This is a genomic window from Calothrix sp. NIES-2100 (assembly GCF_963875285.1).
Lineage (GTDB): Bacteria > Cyanobacteriota > Cyanobacteriia > Cyanobacteriales > Nostocaceae > Aulosira.
In genome coordinates this window covers 2510524-2523522 of the sequence record NZ_CAWNLA010000001.1, presented here as the reverse complement: position 1 = coordinate 2523522, position 12999 = coordinate 2510524, and the positions used below count along the sequence as shown (strand labels likewise).

Below are 12999 nucleotides of genomic sequence, written 5' to 3'. Positions count from 1 at the left end.
ACCCTTGAAGTCGTTTATCTTCTTTTAGTTTAATTTTAACAAATTTAAGTGGGTTGCCAAGTTGGCATTTTAATTTTTTAATGGAGCAAATTCCCCAGAATCCACACGTCAGCTGCCCCACCCACTCTTGGGTTGGGGTTTTACGCGCGATCATTAAATAGGGGGATCACCCATCAATTTAACTCTATCTAACTGGAAAATAGGGGCGCTGAGGCTAGGGATGAGGGATTTTCATACCCTGGTTGCGGGCGATCGCGTCGATGGAGACAGATACCTATATGTTAAACATAATAAGGATATGGTAATTCCATATCCTTACTGACAAAATAATTAAGTTGACAGATTGTTGTTTGACAACGATATTATTAGTTGCGTAAGATAGCAGACAAAGAACTCTGTTTACGAAGATCCATCAAATCTGCCAAAGACTCTTTGCTTTTTTCCACACGATAGCTGTGTTCTGGGGGTAGAACAGTCATCAGTGGTTTGGTTCTAGATTGCATTGAGGCTAGGGGCATGAGTGATGGAGATGGGACAAAGACTTGGTGATTTTTGACTGGCTGTGATTCTACTTTGTGCGCTTGGCTTGCTACTGAGCGTGTGGGATAGCGTTTAACTTGTTTGTGGGCTTTTTGACCCTTTGCTGGACGGTTGAGGATGCGCAAAATGATTAAGCAACCACTAGCACAGCTCAGAGCGATCGCTGCAACCATCCATAAGGGTGTAGGATTGTTACTCGCAGAGGGCGTATTGATTACTGCTTCAGCTACAGTTGCTACATCTTGGTTTTTATCTGGTTCTTCTGGCTGTTGGACATTCCCTACAGAACCTAAATTATATAAAGCAAGCACAGCACTGGCAAAAAATATTCCTGATAACCCAATCAACAACAGCCAAGGATGGCGTGCGAATAGATGTATCAAAACATTTGAGCTACTGATTGCTTTCGATTTACTGTTTGTCAGCTCTGGAGTGACCCCAGTAGGTTGGGTTGGCTCATGCTGTACACTCTGACTATTTTCCATAGATTACTTTCAGATTTGTACCCCTCTTGATCCAAGATCATACTGGAGGATTCAAGTCTCAGGTATCCGTAGCCAAATTTGGCAATTAAGTAACTTTTGTGTGCAGTTTTAGCTACCGATGAAGGATAAAGGATGAAGCATGAAATAGATTTGCTGCTACCAATTTCTTTTTTTTCATCTTTGGACAGTGGAATCTCTATCTATAGCTAGTTGAATTAATTTGTCTACTAATTCAGGGAAAGGTCTGCCACTATATGCCCAAAGTTGGGGATACATACTAGTTGCAGTGAAACCAGGTAAGGTATTGATTTCATTGATCAACACTTCACCTGTAGCTTCTACATAGAAAAAGTCTACTCTTGCCAGCCCCGCAGCATCAACAGCGGCAAAAGCTTGTAAGGCCATGTCTTTAATTTGACTAGCGATCGCCTCTGGCAAATTCGCTGGTATCAGTAAATCTGCCCTACTTTCAGTATATTTTGTTTCATAATCATAAAAATCGCTATTATAAGTAATTTCGCCAACAACAGAGGATTGGGGTTGATCGTTGCCTAAAACCGCACATTCTACTTCTCTAGCGACAACTCCCGCTTCCACAATGATCCGGCGATCATAACTAGCAGCATTATCTAAAGCCGCTTCTAATTCAGGGCGCGATCGCACTTTGGCAATTCCTACCGATGAACCTAAATTTGCCGGCTTGACAAAACAAGGGTAGCCCAGAGTAGCCTCAATTTCATCACACAATTTCGGAAATACACAAGGATTTGACCAAACTTGCGCTCTAGTTACCGCCTTGTACTTAACTTGGGGTAGTCCAGCTCCAGCAAAGGCGACTTTCATGCCAATTTTATCCATCCCCGTTGCTGAACCCAACACCCCAGAACCGACAAACGGAACTTGCATCAAGCTGAGTAAACCTTGAATTGTGCCATCTTCACCGTTAGGACCGTGGAGAATCGGAAACCACAGATCCACCTCTTGTGTCTGTGGTGGGAATTGCCAAAGATTAGGAGTAGCAGCTGGATTTTGGATAGCCACACCAGAAGCTAAAACTTGTTGTGCAACTGACCCAGCTTGCCAAAAACCATCTTTTTGAATATAAAAAGGCAGTATTTCGTACTTAATAGCATTTTGCTCCGCACTCAAAGCCTTAGCGATCGCCCGTGCTGAACTAATCGAAACTTCATGTTCCCCAGAACGACCGCCAAACAGCAAACCCACCCGCAGTTTAGTCATCTTCAGTACCTTATAGCTTCGTCTCGCAGATAGTATCACAACCTGGTCAGTTGTCATTAGTCATTTGTCAGTTGTCATTGGTCATTTTTCATCTGTAAAGACGGGGTTTCCCCAACCTTGATGACGATTTATGACAAACAATCATTGATTGAATCGATATATGCTTGAAATTTTAGTTTCAAAGGTGCAACATTCAAGTTCAAAGGCGCAACATTCAAGTTCAAAGGCGCAACATTCAAGCTCAAAGGCTCAACATTCAACCCCCTCATCCCCCATGCCCCATGCCCTAGAATCTCAACAGTAGTGATTGTCTGAGCTTGATGAATTCTGTTAAGATTTCTGGATGTCAGAAACACAACATCACCTCCAGAAAAAACTTGGTTGGTCTTTGGATGAACGAGATCCAAGATTCATTGAATCACTCATGCCACTCATGGGGTGGTTCTATGACCACTATTTTCGAGTGCAAACTAGTGGTTGGGAGCATGTCTCACCCCAAGAGAAAGTTTTATTTGTCGGTTCCCACAATGGGGGACTAGCTTCTCCTGATATGGTGATGATGATGTATGACTGGTTTTGCCGATTTGGTGTAGACAGGCCAATCTACGGTTTGATGCATCCCACCGTTTGGGAGGTAGCTCCGCCAATCGCCCAACTAGTAGCAAAAGTGGGAGCAATCATCGCTCATCCCAAAATGGCTTATACTGCTTTGCGCTCCGGAGCTAGTGTACTGGTATATCCTGGTGGGGCGGAAGATGTCTTTAGACCTTATGCTTTACGTAACAAAATCTATTTTGCCGGACGACAAGGGTTTATCAAGCTAGCGCTGCGAGAGCAAGTCCCGATTGTACCTGTAATTTCCACCGGTGCCCACGATACGTTGATTGTACTGACTGATTGCTATAACATTGTGCAGCAACTGCACAAATTAGGAATGCCTTGGTTATTTGGGATTGATCCGTTAGTATTTCCGATTTATCTAGGCTTACCTTGGGGATTATCTATGGGGCCTTTGCCCAATATCCCATTTCCTGTAACTATTCACACACGGGTCTGTCCACCGATTAAGTTTGAACATTATGGCAGAGAGGCGGCGAGCGATCGCCAGTATGTTAATGAATGTTATGAATTAGTTGTTAGTCAGATGCAGCAAGAGTTAGACCAATTGGTCAAGCTGAGTGGTAAATGAACTCTAGCACTCGTTATCAAGAAATAAGCTATAAGGCCAAAATAAAGCCTCGATTAAACAGCCCAATTTTGAGACTACATTTGCAGCCCAAACAATAGGAAAATTAGTGTATTCCTCAAATTCCTGAAATTTATTGCTCAGTTGTAGCCATTGGATAATGACTCCCAAAAGATAAGAAAATATTGCCACCAATAGCCAAATTGACATATGAATATTCTTTCCTCATGTACTGTAAATAAATAGGGCAATATAAGAAATTTTATGTAACCAGTTCAACTGTTCAACTTTTTGACTTAGGCAGCCTTGGTCAAATTGCTGTCATCAGATTTGGTATTACTACCAATAGCACGCGCCACCTATCACACGTCACCTCCTGTAGAATTATCCAATCGGGTGTATTTATATTTCGTCAGATGGTACTTGATTTTCAAAGGATCTACAATATCTACTCAGCTCATTCTGGAATCGTCAGTAGAGAGCAATCCTAAAATTTTTGTAAAATTCTTTCTGGCGGTGGTAGTCGGCGATCGCATTAAAAATGTCAATCATTTATCAAAATTCTTAGTTCCTACTTCTCTACAGGCCTATTGGGAGCAATCTCACAGAAAAAAGTATTCCGGCATTCCTGTATCATCAAAAGGATATCTGCTGTAAATATTGAGCCGCAGACTTAACAGTTCTGTTGTGAAAATTTTAACCCTTGAACTTGGCTATATTTTTTATGCCCCGAACCACCTCATCGAAACCTCAATCACTCAAATCAACACCACTGGCTCTCTCCGAATTACATATCCGCTTAGCAACTCTAGAAAAAGAACATCAATCGCTACTGAAAAAAATTAAACGTAAGCGGACTGAACTGAAAAACTTTGTTGAAAAAATGCGTTCTTTAGCAACAGAAATATTTCATCGAGCCAGTCCCAGCTTACAAAAAATGGCAGATATTGATCGGGAAATTCATGCTTTATTTGATGAAATTTTTACTAAAAGAAAATTGGGTAAACAAACCGAGAAAAATATCAAAGCAGTTTATCGTAATCTCCAGGTAGCGGGAATCATCAGTCCAAAAATCCCTCGCCCAGCAGAAGATTCAGAGTTAGATGAACTATTTGAAGATTTTCAGCAAGATCATGATTTCTCCCCTGGTGCTAAACACCAAGAACAACATTTAACAACTGAGCCGAACAACAGAAAAGAGGAATCTCGAAAAGTTCGGCAGATATTTCTGAAGTTAGCGGAAATATTTCATCCTGATAAGGTAACAGACAGCGAGACGCAAATGTACCATACAGAAATCATGAAGGAAATTAATAAAGCTTACCAAGAAGGTGATTTAGCAAGGCTGTTGGAAATCGAAAAACAACATGATTTGGGAGAATATATTGATAATAATAGTCAAGATGATTTAACACGAAAATGTCAGATACTAGAACAGCAAAATCAAATTCTCACAAATCAATATGATAATTTGAAACGGGAACTGCATCAGGCGAAAAATACTCCTGAAGGGGCGATGGTATCCGATCACCGTAAAGCGGCGAAACAAGGTATTGACTCTATTGACAAGATGTTAGAAACAATAGAAGCGCAAATGACTATAGTTACTCAAATTCGGGATTTTGTTCAAGATTTTCAACAACAAAAAATCACTATCAAAGAATTTATGGCAGGACCAACAGTTTTAAATTCTTTGAACCAGGATATGATGGAAGAACTTCTAGAAGAAATGTTGTTAGAGTTAGAAAGGACAGGAATTTTCTAAAAAAATATCTTCTACTACACCAAAAGTTAATTACGAATGACCAATGACCAATGACCAATGACAAATTACGAATTAGTAATTCGCCGTATTGGTAGAGTAATGATAAACTCTGCACCTTCACCTGGTATTGACTGACACTCTAACTGTCCTTGGTGCTTGTCTACAATAATTTGGTAACTAATGGATAATCCTAAACCTGTACCTTGTCCAACTTGTTTGGTAGTAAAAAAGGGGTCAAATACATAAGGCTTGTGACTGTCACTAATGCCCATACCATTATCAGCAATGGCAATTTTAATCTGTTCTGAATCGCAGATTTGTGTGCGGATATAAATTTGGAGTTGAGCCAAAATTTTCCCCCTTCTAATCGATTCTTCCAAAGCATCAATTGCATTCATCAGTAAGTTTAAAAACACTTGATTTAGTTGTCCAGCATAACATTTAATAGCTGGGAGTTGACTGTATTCTTTAATCACACAAATTTCTGGACGTTCTGGGTTTGCTAGCAGGCGATTTTGCAAAATCATCAACGCGCTATCAATTCCTTCATGAATATCAACGGCTTTAATTTCAGCTTCATCGAGACGCGAGAAATTTCGCAATGACATGACAATATCTCGAATTCTCTCAGCACCTACTTGCATAGAGTTGAGGATTTTGGGCAAGTCTTTGGTGATGAAATCGAGTTCAATATGGGCAATTTGCGCTTGAAGTTGTGGTGTCGGATGAGGGTAGTGTTGGCGATAGGATTGCAACACAAACATTAAATCATCAATATATTCATTAGCTGGGGTGAGATTACCGTAGATAAAGCTGATGGGATTATTGATTTCATGGGCAATTCCTGCTACTAATTGTCCCAGAGAAGACATTTTTTCATTCTGAATTAGTTGTGCTTGCGCAGTTTGTAAGTTTTTAAATGCTTCTTCTAATTGCGCTGTACGTTCGGCAACTTTTGCTTCCAGAGTGTGCGAATATTCTGCTAATTGGGAGTTGGCTTGCTTGAGTGAAGCTGTTGTTGTTGATAAATCCGTGTAGAGTTGAGCATTTTTTAAAGAGATGGCGGCTTGTGCTGTCAATAGTTGCACAACTTCTAGGCGATCGCGTGTGAAAACTCCTGATGTTAGTTGATTTTCTAAATACAGCAAACCAATCAACTCACCTTGATTGATAATTGGAGTACACAACACGCTTCTCGGTTGATTTTTGATAATGTAGGGATCGTGGATAAATCGAGATTGGGTGACAATGTCATCAATTACTAAAGGTTCTAAGGTGCGCTTAACGTAGTTGATCACTGTCAGTGGGATATCTTGGCTTTCTTCTGGTTGTATGGCTGAAACATTTGTGTGCGAGAAAATTTTTCCTTCATCCAAACCGGCGATGGCGGCGTAGGCTAACTGGTTATTTTTGCACAATAAAAGTACAGATTTTTTCGCCCCAGCATTTTCCAGCATGACTTGCATCAAAATTGACAGGAGTTGATCGAGTTGAATTTCTCCTGCGATCGCTTGTGAAGCTTTTAAAAATGCAGCCAAGTCTAATTGGGCTGAGAAATTGATGTTACTGGTAGAGATAGTCGATTGTTGATCGTATTCTAATTCCTTCGGCGATAAAGCTTTATGTGGCGGCAACAGTTCGGGATAATGTGCTTGTAAATATTTAACTTGTGCTGTGGCTCCCCACTGAGTATAAGCACTCACCGCCCCAGTTAAATAGAGTTGGGCAATGTTGGTTTTATTTTTTCCTAGCCAAAACTTAACGGCTAATTCATTAGCTAGGGCGAGATTTTGCGTAAACCCATTAGCTTTGGCGGAAGCGATCGCGCGATCGTAAAGATCCATCGCCTCGAATTCTTGTTTGCTAATTCGAGCCATCTCAGCTTGAATTAATAAATATTGATGCTCAAAGTTTTCTGGACAATTTTTAGCCCAGATTTGCAACTGGTTTTGATGGGTAATTAGACTTTGCCAATATTGTTCTTGGGTTGACGGTGGAACTTGGGGATAAAGAGCAGCTAAAATCAAAGCATGATAAAAGGGATAACTAGCCGAAGTTGTAAAACCTAAAATTGCTGGGAGATAAGCTTCGGCTTGGATGATGTACTGCAAAGCTAGCTGATACTGTGCTTGCAAATAAGCTAATTGGGCTTGCAAAATATGAGCGATCGCCAGCGCCATTGGTGTCTGACTAACATGACGGCATTCTACAGAATCTTGATAATTACAATAGCCCATTAAACTATCTATCACCTTTTGCACTTCCAGTAACATTTCAGTTAATAGCGTGTTTTGTGTTTGGTGTGCAAAGGGCAGAAATTTACAGATATCCAAGCGAATATTATTGAGGTTAATTCCCTGGAAATATTGATTACATATATTACCAAAAAGATTATAGCCCGCAAATTGTAACTCTCCAGATTCCAGTCCTGCTTGATATCCAGCATTGTTGATCGGTATGGCTAAATGAGTGGGTTTTATCCAATTATGTAACCAACTACCTAACAACAAATCAACTTGACATTTTTGACCTTTGTGGTGAAATTTTTCAGCTAGTTGAGTAGCCACAACTCCAAATTCATACCCTGTTTGGTAATCTCCAAAAACAGAACCTAAAAGAAAACCATAATTAACATAGGCTTTAGCAGATTCAGCAACATTTCCATATTGAATCGACAGATTGACAGCCTTGAGTGTAACCAAGATATATAAATCAATTGCCGAAGTAATATAAGTAGGTGGGTCTAAATCAATCAGTAACTGAATTGCGTAACGATAAATAGGATTGGGATTTTCAGGTAACTCTAAAATTGCCGATATTTTTTGATTTTCTAGACTGGCTTTAATTGCCTTAATTTCAGCATCAATCACAGACTTGATATTTTCTTCAGGTAAATTAATACCTAACAGTGATAAAGCTTGTTTACCAACTTGAATAGCTACTGCATAATCTGCTTGCAGTGTGTGCTGTACAATCAATAATTTATATAATGCTGCTTTTTCTACTGCTGATTGTGCCTGTGTTAATGCTTTTTGAATCAGGATATATGACTGCTCAAAATTGCTGTTGAGATATTCAACTTCTGAACGTTCTTTGTAAATGTCAAAAGTTAATTTATACTGTTGTAGCCAGCTATCTTCAGCCAACAACTGCATAGCGATCGCTAAATATTGTGATGCTGTAGCATAAGCTGTAGAAGCTTTAGCTTTACGTCCCGCCTGTAGATTTAATTGCGCAACTTTTTCTCGTTCCTGGGGTGCAGTTAACAACTGTAATCCCATATTTAGGTGATTAACAATCTCAAAAATCTGCTCCTCTTGTTCTGCAATCGGGATGTTTTGCAGCAGCAATTTGCCAATCTGCAAGTGAGTGATTTGTTTTTGGGCTTCGTCAATTAAAAAATAAGCTGCTTGTTGGACGCGATCGTGAAGGAATTCATATATATAATCTTGAGAAGGAAAATGGTTATCTTCAGCAGGATATGCAGACCAATGTTGAAGGTGAGCTACAAAATGAACTTCAGTTTCAGTTAAATATAAGCTGGAGTCTTCAGCAGCAAGTTCATCCTCTGGCTTTATTTGCTCATTTTTTTGTTGAAAAAGCTTATATGTCTGACTCGTGGGCATAATTAACCCTTCAGCTAAAGCCGACCATAAATCACTTGCAGTTTGTGTGAGAGATTTTTCATAAACAATTGCTAGTGTTGCTAAGTCAAAGGTATTACCAATACAAGCAGCTAACTTTAAAACATCTTGCGTCGCCTTTGGTAACTTCTGCAATTGCAGAATCATAAACTCCACAACATTATCTGTCAGGTTTAAAGTTTGTACTTGATTCAAGTCATATTGCCAACTACCAATCTCCGATGCAAAATTAATATGTCCATCTGTATGAAGTGTTTTCAAAATTTGAATTGTAAAAAAAGGATTTCCCTGGGTTTTTGGGTAAATTATTTGTGTGAGTGGCAATGCTTCCTCTAGTTTACAACTCAAGGTATCTGTAAACAGATGATTTATATCTGTAGCAGTGAGGGGAGCCAAATTAATAGTCGTGATTGCCTTTGGATGTTGAGAAGTCCGAATTTGTTCTAAGGTCAGCATTAAGGGATGGGTATGAGAAACTTCGTTATTTCTGTAGGCTCCAATTAATAACAAATGCCTAATCTGCCTTTCACTCATCAGCATTTGGACTAACTTAAGTGATGCCGTATCTGCCCATTGTAAATCATCCAAAAATATCACTAATGGATGTTCTGGAGTTGTAAATACCTGAATAAATTTGCGAAAAAAACGATTAAATCGTTTCTGGGCTGCATTCCCAACAAGTTCTGTTACTGGTGGTTGTGTCCCAATAATTTTTTTGAGTTCAGGAATTACATCAATAATTACTTGAGCATTATCTCCTAACGCCGCCAGAATTTTCTGCTGCCATTGAGTAATTTGGGCATCACTTTCGGTGAGAATTTGTGCCATTAAATCTTGCAATGCCTGTACAAACGCAGAGAAGGGAATGTTACGTTGAAACTGATCAAACTTACCGGTAATAAAATAACCCCTTTGCCGGACAATGGGCTTTTGAACTTCATTAACCACCGCAGTTTTACCAATACCAGAAAAACCTGTTATGAGAATCAGTTCGCTTCGATTTAATAGTTCAGAGGGTTGATTTATCTGTTCTTTATTACCAGCAACACGGTCAAATACTGTCAGTAAAGTCTCTACTTCTTTTTGACGACCATAGAGTTTTTCTGGAATTAAAAAGCGATCGCTGATGTCTTTTTGCGCAAGTTGGAAGGGTAGAATCGCTCTTTGTTCTTGCCATTCACAAAAACACAGCTCTAAATCAGACTTTAAACCAGCAGCACTCTGATAGCGGTCTTCTGCATTTTTCGCCATCAATTTCAACACTATGTCACCTAATACTTGAGGAATATTTTGACTGTTGACTTGATTTGGTTGTTTAGCAATATGACAGTAAACTAACTCGATTGGATCTGATGATTCAAAGGGTAACTTTCCAGTTAATAACTCGTAAAAAGTCACACCCAGAGAATAAAAATCTGTACGATAATCAATCCCCCGATTCATTCTGCCAGTTTGTTCAGGAGAAATATAAGCAAGAGTCCCTTCTAGAACATGAGGATTTTGCAATTGTTGGGTTTCTCGTGGTAACAGTGAGGCGATAGAAAAGTCAATTAGTTTAACTTGCTTGGTTTGCGGATGAATCAAAATATTAGCAGGTTTAACATCTTTATAAATAATGCGTTTTCGGTGGAGTTCACCAAGTGTCGCCGTAATTGCAATGGCTATCGGGAAAAATTCGTCTAGGGTAAATTTACCGGAATTAGTATATTGATTTAGATAACTAGATAAAGAAGTACCGCCATAATCTTCCATTACCAAAACATAGCCATTTCCATATTCTTCAAGGCTATAGGCTTGGACGATACCGGGAATATCGAGATTTTTCGAGATAGTATACTGGTTGCGAAACTGAATCAATTCGCTAAAAGTTGGAGAGTTATTCCGCATCATTTTCAGAATTACAGGCTGTAAGTCTTGTTCTCTGATTCCCCGGTAGACAACAGTTCTATTTCCTGCGTAGATTTGTTCATCAATTCGGTATCCGGTAATTTTCAATAATGCAGTCGGCATATCTACACAAATTACTGTCAATAATGTTTCCGTTATTAACTAGTATTCCCAGAAGTTTTTATTGTGTAACATAGAATAGTTTGTTAATTTGAATTCGCTGCTTATCTAGTTGATGATTCTATCTATTTATTCAAAGTAATTAGCAATTATCGCTATTAACTTAGCATGAGGAAAATACGAGTACTAAGCAAATTTAACGTGATATAGCAATTCTATTTGATTTGACTTGTAAAAATATACGTGTAAGCAGGGAATCTAGACAGCCGCGATCGCACAAACTTGTAATCCCACAGGTGTACGGATAATTACCGATTCCACCCCAAATACTTGGGCGATGGTATCGGGAGTAAGAACAGCTTCCGGTGTACCAACATCCCACAGATGACCTTGTTTTAATAAAGCAATTCGGGAACTATAACGTGCAGCTAAATTCAATTCATGTAACACAGTGACAATAGTTAAATTCTGTTGCTGATTCAGGTCTTTGAGTAATTCTAAGAGTTGTAATTGATAGTTAATATCTAAATAAGTGGTGGGTTCATCTAACAATAAAACTTGCGGTTCTTGCGCCAATGCTAAAGCTAAAAAAGCGCGTTGTCTCTCACCGCCTGAGAGTTGTTCAACGAGGCGATCGCTTAATTTTTCTAGTTGGGTTTTGGCGATCGCTGCTTCTACTTGTTGCCTATCTTTGGCTGTTAATTCCCATTGCCACCAAGGTTGGTGTGGTGTACGTCCTAAACTGACTAATTGTCGCACCGTTAAACCCACAGGAACAGTTTGTTGTTGAGGTAACAATGCTAATTTTTGGGCAACTAAATTCGGTGGTTGCGAGTGAATTGCTTGACCATCGAGTAGCACTGTTCCCTGTTGTGGCGAGAGAATGCGACTGAGCAATTTGAGTAATGTAGACTTACCAGAACCATTCGCACCAACTAAACTTAACCATTCCCCTGTTTGCAAGGAGAGGTTAATATTTTGGATAATTGGCGTGGTGTTGTAACCGCCTGTCAGGTTTTGTAATTCTAGTGGCATTTTTTGTCAATGGTCAATGGTCATTTGTCATTGGTCATTGGTCAAGAAGGCAACACAGTCAACAGTCAACAGTCAACAGTCAACAGTCTCCTCATCCCCCACTTCCAGCAGAACGGCGATAAAGTAACCAGATAAATAACGGTGAACCAAGCAAGGCGGTGACGGAACCTACTGGTAATTCTATGGCTCCGAGTCGAGAGAGTAAATCGGCAAAGATGAGTAACCATGCACCTGCTAGTGCTGAAAGTGGTAAAACGAAGCGATGATCTGTACCAACAATCAGGCGGACACCGTGGGGAACGACAAGACCGACAAAGCCAATTAAGCCGCTGATGCTGACTGCACCTGCGGCGAGTAAAGTGGCGACACCACCAATTAATAGACGCGATCGCGTTAATGATACCCCCAAACCTAAAGCTAAATCATCTCCCAAAGCCAACACGTTAAGCGATCGCGCCAGCAAACATCCCGCCAGCAATGCCAAGATAATGTAGGGGCCAGCAGTGGTGATTTCTTTCCAACCCCTTCCATTCAAACTACCCACCAGCCAGTTAAGTGCAATTTGAATTTGACCGTCTTCGGCTAATAACAGTAATGTACTTTGCACTGCACCAAATAAAGAACTGATTGCGACTCCGCCTAAAATCAACCTCTCAACTGCAATTCCTGAACCCGCACGACCGAGAAAAATCACTATCACCGAAGTTAAAATTGCTCCTAGCCAAGCCGCCAAGGGAATAGCCGCCGGGAAGATTTGCAACACTACCATAACTATGACAATTAGCCCTGCACCTGCGGAAATACCTAAAATAAACGGATCGGCTAGACTATTGCGTAACATTCCTTGCAGCAGTGCGCCGGACATTCCCAAAGCTGCACCCACAATCAAAGCGGCGACAATGCGCGGGAGTCGCAAATCCCAGAGAATTGTCTGCTTAATCGGATCGCCTTGGTGAATAATTGCTTGCCATAATTCCCTCCCACTCAAAGGTACTGCACCTTGAGACAGGGAAAGCCCTAGCGTCATTACCAGTGCTGTAACTAATAGTAAAACCGCCCAGAGTAGACGGTGTTTGCTAAACATTGTCTGTAAGAATT

Annotated in this window: 7 protein-coding genes; 2 read left to right on the top strand and 5 right to left on the bottom strand. The window is 40.1% G+C overall.

Going from position 1 to position 12999, the window contains the following annotated elements; genetic code table 11:
- Positions 1-365 precede the first annotated feature (365 nt).
- Positions 366-1025 (bottom strand): hypothetical protein, encoded by a 660-nt coding sequence (locus tag AACU32_RS10925; RefSeq protein ID WP_096599590.1) that lies wholly within the window; start codon positions 1023-1025, stop codon positions 366-368.
- A 174-nt stretch (positions 1026-1199) separates the two neighbouring features.
- The gene (locus AACU32_RS10920) at positions 1200-2264 is read right to left on the bottom strand and encodes a D-alanine--D-alanine ligase (protein ID WP_096599589.1); all 1065 of its coding nucleotides are present in this window, start codon (positions 2262-2264) and stop codon (positions 1200-1202) included.
- A 343-nt stretch (positions 2265-2607) separates the two neighbouring features.
- On the opposite strand from AACU32_RS10920, the gene AACU32_RS10915 reads away from it, so the two are divergent.
- Positions 2608-3453: a lysophospholipid acyltransferase family protein gene (locus AACU32_RS10915; protein WP_096599587.1), complete on the top strand. Its 846-nt coding sequence runs from the start codon at positions 2608-2610 to the stop codon at positions 3451-3453.
- Positions 3454-4174: 721 nt separating this feature from the next.
- Complete coding sequence (locus AACU32_RS10910; protein WP_096599585.1) at positions 4175-5215, top strand: J domain-containing protein; 1041 nt, start codon at positions 4175-4177, stop codon at positions 5213-5215.
- Positions 5216-5280: 65 nt separating this feature from the next.
- On the opposite strand, the gene AACU32_RS10905 is transcribed toward AACU32_RS10910, so the two are convergent.
- The 3 genes from AACU32_RS10905 to AACU32_RS10895 all read right to left on the bottom strand — a co-directional run bounded on the left by AACU32_RS10905 (position 5281) and on the right by AACU32_RS10895 (position 12985).
- On the bottom strand, positions 5281-10869 hold the full coding sequence (locus tag AACU32_RS10905; protein ID WP_096599584.1) for a trifunctional serine/threonine-protein kinase/ATP-binding protein/sensor histidine kinase: 5589 nt from the start codon (positions 10867-10869) through the stop codon (positions 5281-5283).
- Positions 10870-11124: 255 nt separating this feature from the next.
- Complete coding sequence (locus tag AACU32_RS10900; RefSeq protein WP_096599583.1) at positions 11125-11901, bottom strand: ABC transporter ATP-binding protein; 777 nt, start codon at positions 11899-11901, stop codon at positions 11125-11127.
- 91 nt (positions 11902-11992) lie between these two features.
- Positions 11993-12985: a FecCD family ABC transporter permease gene (locus AACU32_RS10895; protein ID WP_339377760.1), complete on the bottom strand. Its 993-nt coding sequence runs from the start codon at positions 12983-12985 to the stop codon at positions 11993-11995.
- Positions 12986-12999: the final 14 nt, after the last annotated feature.

Excerpts from the sequence above, each read along its gene's own strand:
- AACU32_RS10925 (WP_096599590.1), bottom strand. The coding sequence starts at position 1,025 with ATGGAAAATAGTCAGAGTGTACAGCATGAGCCAACCCAACCTACTGGG.
- AACU32_RS10920 (WP_096599589.1), bottom strand. The coding sequence starts at position 2,264 with ATGACTAAACTGCGGGTGGGTTTGCTGTTTGGCGGTCGTTCTGGGGAA.
- AACU32_RS10915 (WP_096599587.1), top strand. The coding sequence starts at position 2,608 with ATGTCAGAAACACAACATCACCTCCAGAAAAAACTTGGTTGGTCTTTG.
- AACU32_RS10910 (WP_096599585.1), top strand. The coding sequence starts at position 4,175 with ATGCCCCGAACCACCTCATCGAAACCTCAATCACTCAAATCAACACCA.
- AACU32_RS10905 (WP_096599584.1), bottom strand. The coding sequence starts at position 10,869 with ATGCCGACTGCATTATTGAAAATTACCGGATACCGAATTGATGAACAA.
- AACU32_RS10900 (WP_096599583.1), bottom strand. The coding sequence starts at position 11,901 with ATGCCACTAGAATTACAAAACCTGACAGGCGGTTACAACACCACGCCA.
- AACU32_RS10895 (WP_339377760.1), bottom strand. The coding sequence starts at position 12,985 with ATGTTTAGCAAACACCGTCTACTCTGGGCGGTTTTACTATTAGTTACA.